The organism is Amantichitinum ursilacus (assembly GCF_001294205.1).
GTDB lineage: Bacteria > Pseudomonadota > Gammaproteobacteria > Burkholderiales > Chitinibacteraceae > Amantichitinum > Amantichitinum ursilacus.
The window spans coordinates 20,292-38,349 of sequence record NZ_LAQT01000011.1 but is presented as its reverse complement, the minus strand read 5'-3'; the positions used below and the strand labels follow the sequence as shown (position 1 = coordinate 38,349).

The window sequence follows — 18,058 nt, the reverse complement described above, 5'->3', positions numbered from 1 at the left end:
CGCACCCTACGTTTCCTTGCATGCCTCGGCGGGAAGGCACGCATGTGGGTAATTCGGCCCGATTGTTCTTGCAAGCCTCCGCGAGGAGGTAAATTTGCGGGCGGTTGGCCCGGTTGTTCTTGCTTGCCACTTTGGGTGGTGGGTCCAGACCCACCCTATGCACAATGCGTTAAGCACGCGCGATGTTCATTCACTGTCACGGCCCAGCCACCACGCCCACCCGATGTTGCGCAGCAACGAGGCAGCAACCGTCGCTACGCCACGCCATCTCCTGAGCGCGCGAAGGTAGGAGACCGGCTTTTTGGGCTCCGACTGAGCGTCGCGTCCGCGGAGCGGCAGCTGAGGCGCGGAAGTAACAGACGGTCCGTTTCGGCTTTTGACCTACCGGGCCCCCTGGCGAGCGAAGGATTCGCGAGTGGGGTCGCCTTTCTTTTGCTTACTTTTCTTTGGCGAAGCAAAGAAAAGTAAGGCGCAACGGGGCGCCCCCCGGTTTCAAAAATGCGCCGCAGGCTAAGCGTTTAAAGGGTTTCCCCCACCACCCTCGCCCCCCCTTTCACCTCAACCGAATCAACGTCGACTTCAACTCCGTATATTTATCCAGCGCATGCAACGACTTATCCCGCCCGTTGCCCGATTGCTTGAACCCGCCAAACGGAAAATTCATATCCCCGCCTTCGTCATAGCAATTCACCCATACCGTGCCCGCGCGCAGCCGCCGGGCGGCCTCGTGCGCGGTGGTCAGGTCGGCCGTCCAGATCGCCGCCGCCAGGCCGTACTCGCTGGCATTCGCCAATGCAATCGCTTCATCCAGCGTATCGAAGGTAATCACCGACAACACCGGCCCGAAAATCTCCTCCGCCGCCACGCGCGCTTCCTGGCTGGCGACGTCGAAAATGGTCGGTTCGATGTAATACCCGCCCGTCTCCGTCAGCGTGCGGCCACCGCCTAACAACAGCGTTGCTTCGCCTTTGCCGGTCTCGATATAGCTCATCACGCGTTCCAGCTGGATGTGATCCACAATCGCGCCCATCGAGGTGGCCGGGTCCAGCGGGTTGCCGGGTTTGTAGGCGGCGGCTTCGGCGATCAGCGCCTTGATGAACTCATCTTTCACCGACCGATGCACCAGCAGCCGCGACCCCGCCGTGCACATCTCGCCCATGTTGTAGAAGATGGCGCCCGCCGCCGAACGCGCCGCGCGGGCCATGTCCGGGCAGTCCGGCATGATGATGTTGGGCGATTTGCCGCCCAGCTCCAGCCACACGCGTTTAAGGTTGGATTGCCCGCTGTGCTGCATCAGTTGCTTGCCGACAAAGGTCGATCCGGTAAACGCCAGGCAATCGACATCCATATGCAGCGCCAGCAATTTGCCGGTATCGCCAAAGCCGGGCAGCACGTTAAACACCCCCGGCGGAATGCCCGCTTCCAGCGCCAGCTGCGCCACGCGTAAGGCCGATAGCGGCGATTTTTCGGACGGTTTCAGGATCACCGAATTACCCGCCGCCAGCGCCGGGCCAAACTTCCACGCCGCCATCAGGATGGGAAAATTCCACGGCACCACCGCCGCTACCACACCAATCGGCTGGCGCGTGACCAGACCCACCAGATGGTAGTCCACCGGCGCCACCTCACCGCCCGCTTTGTCGATGGCCTCGGCATACCATTGCACCGTGTACGCCGCGCCAGGCACATCCACCGTGGTGGTGTCGCCAATCGGTTTGCCCGCATCCAGCGTTTCCAGTAATGCGATTTCGTCGGCGTGTACGCGGATCAGCTCGGCCCAGCGCAGCATGATCTCCTTGCGCTGGCGCGGGTTCAGATCGGACCACACGCCGCTCTCAAAGCGTTGCCGCGCAATCGCTACGGTGTGGTCAACATCGGCCTCGCCGCACCACGCCACCTGGGTCAGCAATTTGCCGTCGATGGGGCTGATGCAGTCGAAGGTTTTGCCACTGGCGGCGGCGGTAAATTCGCCATCGATCAACGCGCGGCCTTCAATCTGCAGGCCTTCGGCCAGGTGACGCCAATATGCAAAGTCTTTGGTCTGGGACATCGTTTGTTTCCTTGGTCGCTGGCGCAGTGTTTAAACCAGATCTTTAAGCCGGTACCAGGCCATGGCCAGGACCAGCGAAGGGGTGCGCAACAGATCGCCGCCGGGAAAATCGTGGTGGCGGATCTTTGTGAAAATATCAAAGCGTTCGGCCTGACCGGCGATGGCTTCCGCCATCAGTTTGCCCGCCAGCCCGCTGACATTGACGCCATGCCCGGAAAAGCCCTGGGCAAAATAAACCGTGCTGGCCAGGCGGCCAAAATGCGGTGCGCGGTTCATGGTGATATCCACCATGCCGCCCCACGCGTGGATTATTTTGATGTCGGCCAGTTGTGGAAACGTCTTCAACATATCGGCGCGCATGGCTTGCGCCAGGTTGGCTGGGGCCAGCGTCGAATAACTGACCTTGCCGCCCCACAGCACGCGCCCATCGGGCGTCGGCCGAAAATAATCGAGCACAAAGCGGCTGTCGCAAATGGCCGCGCCTGCGGGCATCAAAGCCTTAAAGCGTACGGGTGTGATCGGCTCGGTGGTAATCACATACGTGCCCACCGGCATGATCTTGCGATTAAGCGCGGGCGATAAATGTTCAATAAACGCGTTGCAGGCCAGCACCACAAACTGCGCTTGCACCTGGCCGTGCGCGGTCTTCAGCACATGCGGCGTACCTTGCTGCATTTCGGTGACCAGACTGTGTTCAAAAATCTGCACCCCGGCGGCGACGGCCGCGCGCGCCAGGCCCAAGGTGTAATTGAGCGGATGCAGGTGCCCGCTGTTCGGGTCAAACAGACCACCGGCATAGCGCTCGGACTGCACATAACCGGGCAGCTCGCTGCGCTCTACCCAGCTTAGATCGGGATAACCCCAGCGTTGCGCCGCTTCGTCGCGCCAGGCTTGCAGGTCTTTAACGTGCGCGGCCTTGTTGGCGGCGGTCAGATAACCGGCGCGGTAATCGCAATCAATGTTGTGCTTTGCGATGCGTTCGCGCAGCAAGGTATTGGCTTCGATGCCCATATCAAACACGCGCTGCAGGTCTTCTTTGGGCAGTTCGGACTCAAACGTATCCATGCCACAGGCAAAGCCGTTGATCACCTGGCCGCCATTGCGCCCGCTGGCGGCCCAACCCACGCGGGCGGCTTCCAGCACCACCACTTTATAGCCGCGCTCGGCCAGGTTCAGCGCCGCGTGCAAACCCGTCAGCCCTGCCCCCACCACCAGCACATCGCACGCCAGCGTGCCCATCAGCGGCGCATGGCGTGTGCTGTCGTTGGCCGTGGCGGCGTACCAGCTGGCGATGTGTTCTGTTTGTTCGATATGCATTGCTGTGCATCCGGTAAACCCCGGCCAGCGTGGCCAGCCGGGGTGGACTGCTTGCTGCGGTTTAAACCCGCTTAAAACGCGTAGATAAACTGCGTGCCGAACAGATCGTTGTGTTTGCTGTAGGTGCCATCGTTGCGCACAAACACGTTTTCGGAAGCCATATCGTGGCGGTATTCCAGCTTCAGCGTGGCCTGGTCGGTCAGATACCAGACCAGGTCAAATGCGATATCGCTGCGATTAGCGCCTTTGCAATCCATACCGGCGTTGTCGCTATTAGCCGCACAGTCCTGGCTGATGCCAAAGCCGTTGTGGCCATCCAGCCCGCCATCGGCCAGCACGATGCCGCCCCCGCCGCCGCCGTTCTTGCTGTCGTTCAGATAATCAAAGCGCAGCGCGGTGCCAAACGAACCGGCATCGCTATGCCACTTTTGCAGGCCCAGCAGCGATACGCCATACCAGACCGCCGTGCCGCCGTTGTAAGCGGCGCTGTCTTGCCGGCCGTAATCGATTTCGGCGTTGATGGTGGTGTCGGCCCAGGTGTAGGTCATATCGGCTTCGGTAAACAGATATTTGCTATACGGCGAGCCGCTGGTGCATTGGTAACCAAAGCCGCTGGCGCACGTGCTGCCGGTGGCCAGGGTCTGGCGGCCGATGTTGGCGGACCAGCCCAGATCAATCGACGAAGACCAGGTGTAATCCAGCCGCGTGGTAAAGGTCGGCGTGCTGTTGCTGTGGAACACGGCCTGGCCGGTGTCGGCATTGGTGTCGGTCTGCGTGCTGGCGCCCTTGGTGCGGTATTGCTCGTTGGCCAGCATGAACTTCCAGGCAAAGTTGCCGGTGGAATAGTTGTAGCCCACGCCGGTATAGCTGCCCGGATCGGAGAAGTCATACAGCAGGTTGTGCGTCAGCGTGGGCATCAGCGTGGACAACTGATATTCGTAGCCGCCAAAGCTGCTCATCAGGCCGATGACAAAGCTGCTGCTGGTGTCCAGCGGAATGGTGGCCACCGCCGTGTTGATGATGTTCATAAAGGCGTTGGAGCCATCATCGGTGGCCAGCAGCGTGGCGCCGTTGCCGCGGTTGGGCATGATCGAAATCTCAGCGCTAGGCGCCAGCGAACCGGCGCCAAATGTCTTTTTGATATCGAGATACACGTCGCCAAACGTGCTGCCGTCGTAGTTGTACGCGCCGTTATGGTTAACAAAGCTGAACGAGCCCGAATGCGCGTTGTTGTTGTACATGTACACCGGGTCCATGTAGCCGGTGATCGACAAACCGGCCAGGCCGCCTTCGTTAACCGTGGTGTCCAGGCTATCCACTTTTAATTGCAGTTGCGCAATCGACTGCTTCATCGCCTCCACGTCTTCCGGCGACATCGGCGGCGTGGTGCTGGCCGATGCGGCCGGTACTGCCGCCGGGGCCGGCGCTGCCGCTTGTTGCGCCTGTTGCGCTTCCAGTTGCTGGATCTGCTTTTGCAACGCGTTCACCTGCGCCTTGAGGGCGTCGATGTCGCTTTGTTTCGGCGCCGCCAGCGCCGCCCCGGACACGGTCAAGCCGGCCAGCAAGGTACATAAGATCTTCTTGCGCATTTTCGTCATCCCAATGGTTGAAACTGCACCCTGATAAAAACTACTCAAACACCTGTGTCTACGTTCTGATTCGGTACGGCGGTTGCTTAACTGGCGGGCATGGCGCGGCGCGCTTCGGCGCGTTGCATAAAGAAGTTGGCGGCGATGACACCCACGGTGACCAGGCCGATAAAGATCGTGGCCAGCGCATTCATTTCGGGGTTCAGGCCCAGCCGCACGCGGCTGAACACCACCAGCGGCAAGGTGGTCGAGCCCGGCCCGGACAGGAAGGCGGACAGCACCAGATCGTCAATCGACAAAGTGAACGACAGCAGCCAGCCCGAGATCAGCGCTTGCGAAATCAGCGGCAGCGTAATCACAAAGAACACGCGCAGCGGCGTTGCGCCGAGGTCCATGGCGGCGTCTTCCAGCGCGGTGTCCAGTTCACGAATCCGGCTTTGCACGATGATGGCGACGTAGCTGACGCATAACATCACGTGCCCGATCCAGATGGTGAACACGCCGCGTTCGGCCGGCCAACCCAGCACTTTGCCCATCTCGACAAACAGCAATAACAGCGAGATACCCTGGATCACTTCGGGGATGACCAGCGGCGCGTTGATCATGGCGCTATACAGCGTAAAGCCACGAAACCGCCCCATCCGCGCCAGCACAAAGCCCGCCCACGTGCCGATGGCCACCGAGGCAAATGCAGTCAGCAAGCCGATCTTGAGCGATAGCCACGCGGCATTGATCAGCTCATCGTCTTGCGCCAGCGCGTAGTACCAGCGCAAGGACACTTTCGACCAGATGGTCACCAGCTGGCTGTCGTTAAACGAGTACACGATCAGGCTGAGAATGGGCGCGTACAGAAAAAAGAACCCCACCGCCAGCGTGCCCACCTGCAGTTTTTTATTGGGCTTGATCATTGCTCGAACTCCTTGGCCTGGTAGTGCTGGAACAGCGCCATCGGCACCAGCAACAGCAGCACCATCGCGCACGTCACCGCCGAGGCCATCGGCCAGTCTGCGTTGTTAAAGAACTCGTCCCACATCACGCGGCCGATCATCAAGGTGTCCGATCCACCCAATAGTTCGGGAATCACGTACTCGCCCACAGCCGGAATAAACACCAGCAAACAGCCCGCGATAATGCCGTTGCGCGACAGCGGCAGCGTGATCTGGCAGAACACTTTCCACGGCCGCGCGCCCAGGTCGTACGCGGCTTCGAGCAATGACAAATCCATCTTCACCAGATGCGCATACAGCGGCATCACCAGAAACGGCAGGTAGGAATAAACCATGCCGATGTAGACGGCGGTATTGGTGTGGTACAGCTCCAGCGGCGTGCGCACCAGGTGTGCCCACATCAGAAACTGGTTGAGCAAACCATTGTTTTTAAGGATGCCGATCCAGGCATAAACGCGGATCAGAAAAGAGGTCCAGAACGGCAGCATTACCGCCATCATCAGCATGTTGCGGGTGGCCGGATTGCTGCGCGCGATGTAATACGCCATCGGATAACCGATCAGCAAACACAGCAGCGTGGACACCGCCGCCATCTGCAGCGAGCTGAGATAGGTGGCGAAATACAGGCTGTCGGACAGCAGAAATGTGTAATGCCCCAGCTGCAGATTGATATGCACCATGCCGTCTTGCAGCTGCGCCAGCTCGGTGTACGGCGGCACGCCCAGTTGCTGTTCGGCAAAGCTGATCTTCACCACCAGCAAAAACGGCACCAGAAAAAACAGCGCCAGCCACAAATACGGCCCACCAATCACCAGGCTGCGGCCGCTGGGGATATAGCGTTGAAGGCGGGAGGAAAGCGGAGTCATCGTCGCCCTCCTCACTTGGTCAGCACGGTGACGGCGTCGGGCGCCCAGCTGACGAACACTTCTTCGTCATACGAGGGCGGATCGACGTTGTCGAAGGCCAGCGTCGAGACATTGGCCATCACGTTTTTGCCCGACGCCAGTTGCACGTGGTACAGCGTGTAGCTGCCCATATAGGCAATGTTGCAGACCTTGCCCGGCGCTTGATTGGGCGTGTTGTCGGGCGCGGTGCGGGTCAGCCGCACGCGTTCGGGCCGGATCGACAGGGTGACCGGCATACCGAGCGGGCCGGTAATGCCGTGGCTGATAAACACCGGCTGCGGCAGCGCGGCGCATTCCACGTAGATGTGATCGGGATTGTCGACGCTGACATTGCCGTCAAACAGATTGGTGCTGCCGATAAAGGCGGCGCTAAAGCGCGTGTTGGGGTATTCGTACACTTCGTGCGGCGTGCCCAGTTGCACGATGCGGCCTTCCGACATCACCGCCAGCCGCGTGGCCATGGTCATGGCTTCTTCCTGGTCGTGCGTCACCATCATGCAAGTGACGCCCACCTTGTCGAGAATATTGACCAGCTCGATCTGCGTGCGCTGGCGGATCTGCTTGTCCAGCGCCGACATCGGTTCGTCCAGCAGCAGCAATTTGGGCCGCTTGACCAGGCTGCGCGCCAGCGCCACGCGCTGCTGCTGCCCGCCGGATAATTGATACGGCTTGCGCCGGGCGTATTTGCTCATCTGCACCAGCTCAAGCACGTCGGCCACGCGTTCATCAATCTCGCGCGGGCCGATCTTTTCCTGCTTGAGGCCAAACGCGATATTGGCGGCCACGCTCATATGCGGAAACAGCGCATACGACTGGAACATCATGTTCACCGGGCGCTTGTACGGCGGCAGCGCGGCCATGTCTTCGCCGTCGATGATGATGCGGCCCGAGGTCACCTCTTCAAAACCGGCCAGCATGCGCAGCAGCGTGGATTTGCCACAGCCCGAACTACCCAGCAGCGCAAACAGCTCATTGCGCGCCACGCTCAGATTGACACCGGCGACCGCGGTGGCCTCGCCGAACTTTTTGACCACGTCGACGATGCGGACAAACGCGTCGGCGTCGGGCGCCGTGCTGGCGTGATGGAGGGCCTGGGCTTGAGCAGCATTCATGATTTGGGGGTCAACCTTTTAACCGTTTAAACCGGAATTACGGAAATAACGCGCGCAGACGCCCTCAGCGAGTTCTGTGCAAAGAATTCGCCTGCGCACGGTGCTACGGGTATTGGGATTACCGGTGCGGCGTGGGTTTATCCCGCGACCGCACCGTTCAAGGCATCAAGCCGTCAAATGTTTAGCGACCTGATTTGAATTGCGCCCACAGCCGGTTTTCCAGCCGCAGAATCTCGGCCGGTTGCGGCTTCATCAAGAACAATGTTTTGGCGACTTCAGGCGGCGGATACACGGCCGGATCGTTGGCCACATCGGGCTTCACAAACTTTTTGGCTTCGAGATTGGCGTTGGGATAAAACACTTCGTTGGTAATGGCGGCATGCACTTCGGGCGTTTCGATGTAATTGATCCATTTCAACGCGGCTTCGGGGTGCGGCGCGTCTTTGGGTATTGCCATGGTGTCAAACCAGATCCCCGCGCCTTGATGCGGAATAAAGTAAGCAATTTCGTACGATTTACCGGCTTCTTTAGCGCGATGTTTGGCAATGGTGACATCACCCGACCAACCAAACGCCATACAGATATCACCACCGGCCAGATCATTGATATAACCGGATGAATTAAACTGGCCAATAAACGGGCGGATTTTTTTCAGTAATTCAAACGCTTCCTGATAATCCGCCGGGTTTACGCTATCCGGGCTCTTGCCCATATATTTGAGTACGTTAGGAAAGATTTCCGAGCCCTGATCCAGCATGGAAATACCGCACGATTTAAGCTTGGAGGCATATTCCGGTTTAAACAGAATATCCCAGTTCGCCAGGTCCACATCTTTGCCCAGAATAGCGCGCACCTTGGTGACGTTATAACCGAGGCCATCCGTGCCATACGCCCACGGCACCAGATACTGATTGCCCGGATCAGCGCCGGCAATCAAGGCCATCAAGGTGGGATCGAGATGTTTCAGGTTAGGCAGTTTTGATTTATCCAGTTTCTGAAAAATGCCAGCCTGGATTTGTTTGCCGGCATAACTGCTGGTGGGCACCACAATGTCGTAACCCGCGCGGCCGGTCAGCAATTTGGCTTGCAAGGTATCGTCGCTGTCGTAAACGTCGTATTTAACCTTGATGCTGTTTTCTTTTTCAAAATTGGCAATGGTGTCTTTGGCGATATAGTCCGACCAGTTATATACATTCAGCACCGAATCAGCGGCCATGGCGGGCGCTGTACAACAGAGGGCCAATACGGCCAGACTGCCAGAAAGCTTGCGCATCATTTCCCTACTCCCACAGGAAGATCTATTAAATGAATTCCGGATTGCCCGGATCGCGACATTGACTACCTGAAAACAAAATCATCATGCTGTTACGGCGCTGCGCCATCGCGTCCGGGCCCGCGCTTTAATAACCGAGGCCTTCCGCAGTCAGCCGCAAACAACGCGCGGCTTTTTCGACCAGTTCATCAATTTCGCTACGGCTGATCACCAGCGGCGGCGATAGCAACATGCGATCACCCGTCGCCCGCATGATCAGGTTGTTGGCAAAGCAATGGTCGCGGCAGATCAGGCCGATATCGCCGCCATTTTCAAAGCGCGTTTGCGAACCGGCTTGCGGGCTTAACTGCATGCCTGCCACCAGGCCGTGGCCCTGGATTTCGCCGATGATGGGCGATGCCGCCAGCGCCTCACGCAGGCTTTTCTGGAAATACGGGCCGGTATCGTGCTTGACCGTATCGATCACGCCGTCGTCGCGCAGGATGGCGATATTGGCCAGCGCTACCGCCGCCGCCACCGGATGGCCCGAATACGTCAGGCCATGGTTGAAATCGCCGCCTGCAATCAGCGTTTGCGCCACGTGGTCCTGAATCGCCACCGCGCCCATCGGCACATAGCCACTGGTCAAACCTTTAGCCAGCGTCATCAAATCGGGCTTGAAGCCAAAATGCTGATGCGCAAACCATTCGCCGGTGCGACCAAAGCCGCCAATCACTTCATCGGCCACCAGCAGCAAGTTGTATTTGCGGCAGATGCGTTCTATTTCGGGCCAGTAGTTATCAGGCGGAAAAATCACCCCGCCTGCGCCCTGAAAGGGCTCGCCGATAAAGGCGGCGACATTTTCCGCACCCAGCTCAAGGATTCTGGCCTCCAGCTCGGCGGCGCGCGCCAGGCCAAATTCGGCGGGCGTCTGCCCTTCGCCTTCGCCAAACCAGTACGGCTGGCCGATATGCACGATGTGGGGCACGCGACTGGGCATCTGTTCGTGCATATAGCCCATCCCACCCAGCGAGCCACCGGCGATGGTGGAGCCGTGATAGGCGTTGTGGCGCGAGATCACATAGCGTTTGCTGGCCTGGCCTTGCGCGGCCCAGTACTGATGCACGATGCGCAGGACGGTGTCGTTGCCTTCCGAGCCGCTATTGCAATAAAAGAAGTGGTTAAAGCCTTCCGGCGTCAGTTGCGCCAGCTCGTGCGATAGCTCGATCACCGGTGGGTGCGTGGTCTTGAAGAAGGTGTTGTAGTACGGCAATTCAAGCATCTGTTTTTGCGCGGCGTCGGCCAGTTCCTTGCGGCCATAACCGACATTGACGCACCACAGACCGGCCATGCCGTCGATGATCTTGTTGCCTTCGCTATCCCACAGATACACGCCTTCGGCATGGGTTATCACGCGGCTGCCCGCGCGGTTGAGCGACCCCATATCCGAGAACGGATGCAGATGGTGCGCGGCATCCAGTTGCTGCCATTGCTGCGTGGTGCGGGTGCTGCTGGTCTGATTCAACATGATGGGTTTTCCTTGTGAAGGGCAGCGTCGTGGTTGGGGGCGGGCTTAGACATACAGCAACAGATGTCGCCGCTCCCACGAACTGATCACGCGGAAAAACGCTTCATATTCGGTTTCTTTAACGCTGGTGTAGGCATCAACAAAGGTCTGCCCCAGCACGCCCGCCACATCGGCCGAAGCGCGCATCAAGGTGATGGCGCTTTCCAGATTGCGCGGCAGTTCGTACGGCATGTTGTAGGCGTCGGTGCTGATGGGCTCGGTGGGGTCCAGCTTTTGCACCATGCCCAGATAACCCGCGGCCAGCGTGGCGGCAATCGCCAGATACGGGTTGGAATCGACGCCCGCAATACGGTTTTCCACGCGACGGTTGGCCGGGCCTGACATCGGCACGCGCAAACCCACCGTGCGGTTGTCGTAGCCCCACTGGATATTGATCGGCGCGGCGGTAAAGCGGCTCAGGCGGCGATAGCTGTTTACGAACGGCGCAAAGATCGGCATCAGCGCAGGCACATAGGCCTGCAGACCGGCGATGTAGTGATAGAACAGCGCGGACTCTTTGCCGTCGGCATCGCTGAAAATATTCTCGCCGGTTTCGGCGTCGACAATGCTTTGATGGATATGCATGGCCGAGCCCGGCTCGTTTTCCATCGGCTTGGCCATAAACGTGGCGTACATGTTGTGGCGCAATGCCACCTCGCGCACCGTGCGTTTAAACAGGAACACGCGGTCGGCCAGGTCAAGCGGGTCGCCGTGCAGAAAGTTGATTTCCATCTGCGCCGCGCCGACTTCGTGGATCAGCGTATCCACTTCCAGGTTTTGCGCTTCGCAGTAATCGTAGATGTCTTCAAACAGCGGATCGAACTCGTTAACGGCTTCGATCGAATACGCCTGATGGCCCACCTCGGCGCGGCCCGAGCGACCCACCGGCGGTTGCAGCGGAATATCGGGGTTCTTGTTGACGTCCACCAGATAAAATTCGAGTTCCGGTGCCACCACGGGCTTCCAGCCACGCGCTTTGTACAGCGCCAGTACGCTGCGCAATACATGGCGCGGCGCAAATTCAACCGGCGAGCCGTCAAAGTGCACGCAGTCGTGGATCACCTGGCAGGTGGGGTCCACCGCCCACGGCACCAGCCGGATGGCGTCTTCGTCGGGCACGCAGATCATGTCGGGGTCAGTCACGCCCGAGATCGATTCATCTTCGGGGTAGTCGCCATTGACGGTCTGGAACAGCACGGCGGCGGGCAGGCGCATGTTCTCGCCGGCCTCGAACTTGGCACGCGGAATAATCTTGCCGCGCGCGATGCCGGTCATGTCGGGCACCACACATTCCACTTCGGTAATACGATGTTCGCGCAAAAAATCGGTGATCTTGTCCATCTGGATGGTTCCTGGTTTCAGGGCCCATATCGGTGGTTACAGTCCATCTGACACAACAGAATGCTTAAACCACGGATATCGAACTCTTTGATTACGACCCATGCCGTAATCCGCCTCGTGTACTGCTGATCAAGCTGTCACTGGTTGCGACAGTCGTGCTGCCCTCCTCGCTGCACAGGCCTCACCAAACGCGGCGAACAGCGCCAGCGAGACCGGGTTATCGGCATAACGCCATTCGGGATGCCATTGCACGGCAAAGGCAAAACGGGATGCTTCGGGCACGCTGAACGCTTCGACCAGGCCATCGGGCGCAATCGCTTCCGCCCGCGCCCGCAGCGCTAACGTTTGCACCCCTTGGCTATGCAAAGAATTGACAGTGATCTGGCTGGCGCCATCCAGCCAGCCCGCCAACTGCCCGCCCGCCACCACGCTGACCGGGTGCGCCGGGCCGTACTGGGTATCGAGCGGGTCTTCGTCGCGCTCTTTGTGCAGCAGCATGCCGGCCACTTCATGCACGCGCTGATGCAGCGATCCGCCCAGCGCGACATTCATTTCCTGAAACCCGCGACAGATGCCCAGCAGCGGCACGCCCGCCGCGATGGCAGCGTTAATCAAGGGCAGGCTGTTGGCGTCACGATCGGGGTCATGCAAGGTGCCCGGCGCGCTGGCCGGACCGGCGTAGTGATGCGGTTCGACATTGGAATAGCTGCCGGTCAGCAACAGTCCGTCCACCAGATCCAGCGTTTGCGCGATGTCTTGTTGCGGCGCCAGCACCGGCAGCACAACGGCAAAGGCATGCGCGCCACCGACTACTGCGGCGATGTATTTGTGGCCCGCGGCATGAAAACCATGCGCGCCGATCTGTTTGAGGTCGGCGATGACGCCAACCACCGGGGCACTGCGAGAGGACGGAACTTGCGCTTGCATCATGGGGCACACCGGTTGTTGTTCAGCCGCGCCGTAGCGCCTGGCGCTGCCCGTATACAAGCTTTGCGGGCAAATCAGCCAGGTGCGCTATCCGCGCTTTGCGTCGTGCGAGCGACGCCGTTGAACCCATTGTGCCTGGGCCATCCCTGGCCCTTGGAGAGCGAAACCGGTCAGCCAGGAGATAATTCCGGCCAACTTGCTATGGCCGGATTAATCCGCTGTGTTGCGGGTGCGGTGCGGTAATCGCTGGGGCAGCGACCGGTCCAGCGGCGGAAGGCATGGCGGAAGCTCGCCGTCTCACTATAGCCAAGCCGTTCGGCGATTTCCGCCACCGGCAGGCTGCTGCCCGACAGATATTCCACCGCTTTGTCGCGCAACACCTGGTCGAGTAAATGCTGGAACTTGACGCCTTTTTCATCCAGCCGCCGGCGCAAGGTGCGCTCGGACATATACAGCTCGGCCGCCACGTTATTGAGCTGGTTGTAGACCAGCGGATCGGAATACATCAGCCGCAACGCGCGTGAAATCACATCCAGCGTATTGCTGTTCTGCCAGCTACGTTGCAGTTGCTGGCATTGCTGGCGCATGACGTTGTAGCTGAACGGGTCGGCCAGCGGCAGCGCCATATTCAACAGCTCGGCCGGAAAATGCACCGCGCTTTGCGTGCGGCCAAAATAGGCCGGGCCACCAAACGTCTGCCGGTACGCCGCGGCGTGTTCCGGCTTGGCGTGGCGCAAGGTCACACAGTCCGGCGCGATCTTGTCGGCCATCACGTCACAGACCACGGCCCATAACGCGGCAAGGCACATATCGGTGTTGAGGACTTCCAGATCAGACCGGTATTGATAGTTGCTGACGGCCAGGGTGGCGCCGTAACCCTCGACGCTGAGCGAGATATCAAAATACGCGCCAAACAGCAGCGGAAAATCAAACAGGCATTGCAGCGCGTCTTGCAGCGTGGGGCTAACCAGCATGGCGTAACCCAGCAGGCCAAAGCTGGAAACGCGCAATGCGTTGCCAATCTGCAGGCCCAGCGTGGGGTCGCCGGTCAGGTTCAGCGCGTTGCCGGCCACGATCAATTCTTGTGCCTGCGTGACCATCATGGTGGTGTCTTGCAGATCGGAAACCGCAATGCCGCTGCCGGCCAGTACGGCTTCGGGGGGGATATCACGCCGCCCGGTCAGGCGCGCGATGGTGGAAATGGTCTGTAATGTCGACGGCACCAGGGCCGCTTGTTTTTGCACACATGAGCCCGCGTTTTTCATGCTCCAGGTCCCTTTTTTTTGGCGTATCGAAGCGCGGCGCCAGTGTGGGGGACTCCCGGCAGGCCTGACGCTTCTTCCCCGTTGCCGCGACGTGCGCGGGCGTTCGGGACGCTTCCATCCAGTCTGTTGTGCGTTGAGCTGTGCTTTTTTGTGTTTGTGTATTTGTTTCGTGGCAGCCGAAGTTCTAACCCTGGCGCCGGGGTTACGGCAATGCCGCCGCCGCGGGCTGTGGCCTCGACGCCACGTTACGCTTTTATGATGGCAAGAAGCATGCCAGCGGGCGACGCCACAGACAGTGTTGTATTTTTGTCAGAAACGCGCCAGTTTGGTGCAACGCGGCACGCGGCGGTGCGCATAGGGTGGGACTCGGCGTCCCCGTCAGGACCCACCACTCAAAGTGGCCTGCCAGGTCGTGCTCGTGACTAAAAGCTTTGGATATGCGTTCTTGCGAGGGGCTGCACCGATCCATCCCTTGCGTTGAATATATGGTTTGCTAGAGTCGGTGGAATTGCACTTTGCTTTGAATGGTGGGTCAAGACCCACCCTATGCGGTGGTCACGGCCTGCGCCAGGTAGGCATGGATTTGCGCGACGACGCCTGCACCCTCGCCCACGGCGGCGGCGACGCGTTTGGTAGAGCCTGAGCGCACGTCGCCAATGGCAAATACGCCGCGCACCGAGGTCTGCAAGGCGTAGTCCGGGCCGCTGGCTTGCGTGGCGACCGCGGCGCCGGTCGGCACAAAGCCCTTGTTATCGATCTCCACGTCGCAATCGCGCAGCCAGTCGGTGTTGGGGTCCGCGCCGATAAACAAGAAAAGATGGCGTACGTTTAGCGTGGCGACATCCAGCTGACCGTCGTCCGCATGCGTCTGGTACGCCACACCGGTCAGGCCGTGGTCATCGCCGATCAAACCGCAGATTTCCGAGCGCACATGCATGCTGATATTGGGCTGCGACTCAATGCGTTCGATCAGATAGCGCGACATACTGGCCGAGAAGTCCGCCGCACGGATCACGATATGCACGCGTTTGGCATGGGTGGCCAGAAACACGGCCGCTTGCCCCGCCGAATTGCCGCCGCCAACCAGCATCACTTCTTCATCGCGGCACAATTTGGCCTCGACCGGCGACGCCCAGTAATACACACCGCGGCCTTCAAAGCGTTCCAGATGCTCGATGCGCGGGCGGCGATATACCGCGCCACTAGCTACTACTACGGTGCGCGTGGGGATCCGGCGGCCGTCGCGTAATTCAAGCTGTAGTGGGCTCTCCTGGCAATGCAGCGCTTTTACTTCCAGTGGGATGGCCAGATGCGCCCCAAATTTTTGCGCCTGTACAAACGCGCGCCCGGCCAACGCCTGGCCCGAAATACCGGTGGGAAAGCCCAGGTAATTCTCAATGCGCGAACTGGCCCCGGCCTGACCACCTGGCGCGCGGCATTCAAACACCGCCACCGACAAGCCTTCGGATGCGGCGTACACGGCGGCCGCCAGCCCGGCCGGGCCCGCGCCGACCACGGCGACATCGTAGACATGCTGCGGATCAAAGTCGGGTAGCAAACCCAGGTGCGTGGCCAGCTCGCCCTCATCGGGCGCGCGCAGCACCGTGCCATCGGGGCAAATCACCAGCGGGTATTCGCTGGCCTTGGGCGTAATGCGCTCCAGCAGCAATTTGATATCGGCGTCTTCATCCGCCTGCATCACCGCGTGCGGATAGGCGTTGCGGCGCAGAAAGCTCTGCAGATTATGCAGACGGCCGCTGGCTTCGCCGCCCACCAGCACCAGACCACGGCCTTTTTCGATCAGGCCAACGCGACGCAAAATCAGCGCGCGCATGATGCGTTCGCCCAGGTCGGCTTCGGCCACCAGCAAGGCGCGCAGATGCTCGGGCGACACCAGCCACACCTCGACCGCGCTCAGCGCGATGCCCTCCACCAACGCCGGCTTGCCCGACAGTTGCCCCACCTCGGCCATAAACTGACCCGCGCCCTGCTCCACCACCACGCTGACATGACCGAGGCCATCGCGCGTAATGATCTGTACCTCGCCTTCCAGAATCACAAACAGGCCGGGGCCGGGTCGTCCCTGGTGGTACAGCACGTCGCCACTGGCGTAGCTGCGACGCTCGCCAAAGCGCTCGATGCGGCTGATGTCATGCGCACTCAGGATCGGGAACATCTGATGCTTGCGCGATTCCAGCGGCGAGTACGGCGCGTCGGGCGCGGCGGCGGGCACCGGATCAGGCGCCATCTCGGTCAGCGCGGCCACCGTGGCGGGCTGGGCGGCGGGCGTCCACGGGTCGTTAAGGTTTCCGGGCGAAATGGGCGGCGTCATGGGGGCACTCCGTAGCGGGTTCGTTGCTCACTATAGTTGTCAGTAACAAGCACAGCCTCCGCCATCCGGGGCAGAAGGCGTCGGCGCTTTTGCTTTATGCTCGCAGCAAACTTGCCGACACTTTCCGGGGCCCCACCACCATGACTGAGATCAGCGCCTGGCGCACGCGCGATATTCCATCACAAAACGGCCGCCACATTCTGATCACCGGCGCGACGGGCGGCCTGGGATACGAAACCGCAATGGCGCTGGCGGGCGCAGGCGCAGACGTTTTGCTGACCGGACGCAATGCCAGCAAAGGCGCGGCGGCGCTGGCGCATATCTGCCAGCAACATCCACAAGCGCGGGTGCAGTTTGAACATCTGGATCTGGCCAGTCTGAATTCGGTGCGCGACTTTGCCCACGCGCAGCACGAGGCCGGCAAGCCCATCGATGTGCTGATCAATAATGCAGGCGTGATGATGCCGCCCAAACGCACCATGACGGTGGATGGGTTTGAGCTGCAACTAGGGACCAATTATCTGGGGCATTACGCGCTGACGGCGCTGCTGCTGCCCTTGCTGCGCGGCGGCAACCGTCCGCGGGTGGTCAGTCTGGCCAGCGTGGCGCATCGGCGTGCACGGATTCATTTTGACGATCTGCAAGCGCAACGCCGCTATCACGCGTGGCGCGTGTACGGGCAATCCAAACTGGCGCTGTTGCTGTTTGCACTGGAACTGCAACGCCACAGCGCGCGTGGGAACTGGGGCATTGCCAGCATGGCGGCGCATCCGGGTTACGCCAGCACCGATCTGTTTCATAACGCAGCGGGCACGGATAGCTGGCTAAAGCGCATGACCTCGCTGGTTCAGCCGTGGGTAGGGCAATCGGCAGCGGCAGGCGCACTGCCCACCTTGTATGCGGCAAGCGCGGCTGACGCCGTCGGTGGTGCGTATTACGGACCTGATGGCTGGCAAGAGCTTAAAGGTAATGTGCAGATCGCACGGGTGGCGCGCTATGCCCGCGATAAGGCGGTCGCTGCGCGATTATGGCAAGTGTCGGCCGAGCTGACCGGGGTGACATGGCCAACGCCGTGATGACCACGCCCCGCGCCAACGCCAGGATTGCCTTTGACTGATCAGATCAGTGCAGTTGCTTGCGCATGCCGATGTCGGTGACCACGCCGCCCTGATCCATGCGCACATACATGCCGACAAGGCGTTGGCCATCACGTTGCAGTTCGGGGTGCAGCGCTGCGATATCGGCGCTATGCAGCCAGCGGATGCCAAAGGCGGCTTCTTCTTTGGCCTGCTGCACCAGGTGTTCGATGATCGCCGCCGGCACACGCAATACTTGCTTGTGGATGGAAGCGGAATCGGTCATACGAAAACGGGTGGTGGCTTGCATGGCGGGCTCCTGAAGTCGTCATATGGAACAATCGTTCTACAAACAATAACCAGGCCCCGTCATCGTCG

The 18,058-nt window shown here is 60.2% G+C and carries 14 protein-coding genes; 1 reads left to right on the top strand and 13 read right to left on the bottom strand.

Annotated elements, in window-relative coordinates; translation table 11 throughout:
* Positions 1-553: 553 nt before the first annotated feature.
* From WG78_RS14820 to WG78_RS14765, 12 genes are all read right to left on the bottom strand, one after another.
* Complete coding sequence (locus WG78_RS14820) at positions 554-2,050, bottom strand: aldehyde dehydrogenase (RefSeq protein ID WP_053938622.1); 1,497 nt, start codon at positions 2,048-2,050, stop codon at positions 554-556.
* Positions 2,051-2,080: 30 nt separating this feature from the next.
* Complete coding sequence (locus WG78_RS14815) at positions 2,081-3,367, bottom strand: NAD(P)/FAD-dependent oxidoreductase (RefSeq protein ID WP_053938621.1); 1,287 nt, start codon at positions 3,365-3,367, stop codon at positions 2,081-2,083.
* A gap of 71 nt (positions 3,368-3,438) precedes the next feature.
* Positions 3,439-4,956, bottom strand: a complete 1,518-nt coding sequence (locus tag WG78_RS14810) for a DUF3138 family protein (RefSeq protein WP_053938629.1) — start codon at positions 4,954-4,956, stop codon at positions 3,439-3,441.
* Between the two features lie 86 nt (positions 4,957-5,042).
* On the bottom strand, positions 5,043-5,864 hold the full coding sequence (locus tag WG78_RS14805; RefSeq protein ID WP_201782455.1) for an ABC transporter permease subunit: 822 nt from the start codon (positions 5,862-5,864) through the stop codon (positions 5,043-5,045).
* A complete protein-coding gene (locus WG78_RS14800) occupies positions 5,861-6,769 on the bottom strand; it encodes an ABC transporter permease subunit (RefSeq protein ID WP_053938620.1) in 909 nt (302 codons plus the stop codon). The genes WG78_RS14805 and WG78_RS14800 overlap by 4 nt, the downstream gene beginning before the upstream one ends.
* An 11-nt stretch (positions 6,770-6,780) precedes the next feature.
* On the bottom strand, positions 6,781-7,920 hold the full coding sequence (locus tag WG78_RS14795; protein WP_053938619.1) for an ABC transporter ATP-binding protein: 1,140 nt from the start codon (positions 7,918-7,920) through the stop codon (positions 6,781-6,783).
* A gap of 181 nt (positions 7,921-8,101) precedes the next feature.
* Positions 8,102-9,136 carry a polyamine ABC transporter substrate-binding protein gene (locus WG78_RS14790; protein WP_236692053.1) on the bottom strand — a complete coding sequence of 345 codons (1,035 nt, stop codon included), beginning with the start codon at positions 9,134-9,136 and terminating at the stop codon, positions 8,102-8,104.
* Positions 9,137-9,320: 184 nt separating this feature from the next.
* Entirely contained in the window at positions 9,321-10,700 is a 1,380-nt protein-coding gene (locus tag WG78_RS14785) for an aspartate aminotransferase family protein (protein WP_053938617.1), read from the bottom strand.
* Between the two features lie 45 nt (positions 10,701-10,745).
* A complete protein-coding gene (locus WG78_RS14780; RefSeq protein WP_053938616.1) occupies positions 10,746-12,080 on the bottom strand; it encodes a glutamine synthetase family protein in 1,335 nt (444 codons plus the stop codon).
* 129 nt (positions 12,081-12,209) lie between these two features.
* Complete coding sequence (locus tag WG78_RS14775; protein WP_236692052.1) at positions 12,210-13,010, bottom strand: gamma-glutamyl-gamma-aminobutyrate hydrolase family protein; 801 nt, start codon at positions 13,008-13,010, stop codon at positions 12,210-12,212.
* 167 nt (positions 13,011-13,177) lie between these two features.
* Positions 13,178-14,272, bottom strand: a complete 1,095-nt coding sequence (locus WG78_RS14770; protein WP_053938615.1) for an AraC family transcriptional regulator — start codon at positions 14,270-14,272, stop codon at positions 13,178-13,180.
* A 544-nt stretch (positions 14,273-14,816) separates the two neighbouring features.
* Positions 14,817-16,604, bottom strand: a complete 1,788-nt coding sequence (locus tag WG78_RS14765; RefSeq protein WP_236692051.1) for an FAD-dependent oxidoreductase — start codon at positions 16,602-16,604, stop codon at positions 14,817-14,819.
* A gap of 140 nt (positions 16,605-16,744) precedes the next feature.
* Between WG78_RS14765 and WG78_RS14760 the strand changes: the two genes are divergently transcribed.
* Positions 16,745-17,680, top strand: coding sequence for an oxidoreductase (locus WG78_RS14760; protein WP_201782454.1), 936 nt, complete (start codon positions 16,745-16,747; stop codon positions 17,678-17,680).
* A 46-nt stretch (positions 17,681-17,726) separates the two neighbouring features.
* Here WG78_RS14760 and WG78_RS14755 read toward each other — a convergent pair whose 3' ends face one another.
* Positions 17,727-17,990: a hypothetical protein gene (locus WG78_RS14755; RefSeq protein ID WP_053938614.1), complete on the bottom strand. Its 264-nt coding sequence runs from the start codon at positions 17,988-17,990 to the stop codon at positions 17,727-17,729.
* Between the last annotated feature and the right edge of the window lie 68 nt (positions 17,991-18,058).

Coding starts and splice junctions, on each gene's coding strand:
- WG78_RS14820 (WP_053938622.1), bottom strand. CDS start 2,050: ATGTCCCAGACCAAAGACTTTGCATATTGGCGTCACCTGGCCGAAGGC.
- WG78_RS14815 (WP_053938621.1), bottom strand. CDS start 3,367: ATGCATATCGAACAAACAGAACACATCGCCAGCTGGTACGCCGCCACG.
- WG78_RS14810 (WP_053938629.1), bottom strand. CDS start 4,956: ATGCGCAAGAAGATCTTATGTACCTTGCTGGCCGGCTTGACCGTGTCC.
- WG78_RS14805 (WP_201782455.1), bottom strand. CDS start 5,864: ATGATCAAGCCCAATAAAAAACTGCAGGTGGGCACGCTGGCGGTGGGG.
- WG78_RS14800 (WP_053938620.1), bottom strand. CDS start 6,769: ATGACTCCGCTTTCCTCCCGCCTTCAACGCTATATCCCCAGCGGCCGC.
- WG78_RS14795 (WP_053938619.1), bottom strand. CDS start 7,920: ATGAATGCTGCTCAAGCCCAGGCCCTCCATCACGCCAGCACGGCGCCC.
- WG78_RS14790 (WP_236692053.1), bottom strand. CDS start 9,136: ATGGCCGCTGATTCGGTGCTGAATGTATATAACTGGTCGGACTATATC.
- WG78_RS14785 (WP_053938617.1), bottom strand. CDS start 10,700: ATGTTGAATCAGACCAGCAGCACCCGCACCACGCAGCAATGGCAGCAA.
- WG78_RS14780 (WP_053938616.1), bottom strand. CDS start 12,080: ATGGACAAGATCACCGATTTTTTGCGCGAACATCGTATTACCGAAGTG.
- WG78_RS14775 (WP_236692052.1), bottom strand. CDS start 13,010: ATGATGCAAGCGCAAGTTCCGTCCTCTCGCAGTGCCCCGGTGGTTGGC.
- WG78_RS14770 (WP_053938615.1), bottom strand. CDS start 14,272: ATGAAAAACGCGGGCTCATGTGTGCAAAAACAAGCGGCCCTGGTGCCG.
- WG78_RS14765 (WP_236692051.1), bottom strand. CDS start 16,604: ATGACGCCGCCCATTTCGCCCGGAAACCTTAACGACCCGTGGACGCCC.
- WG78_RS14760 (WP_201782454.1), top strand. CDS start 16,745: ATGACTGAGATCAGCGCCTGGCGCACGCGCGATATTCCATCACAAAAC.
- WG78_RS14755 (WP_053938614.1), bottom strand. CDS start 17,990: ATGCAAGCCACCACCCGTTTTCGTATGACCGATTCCGCTTCCATCCAC.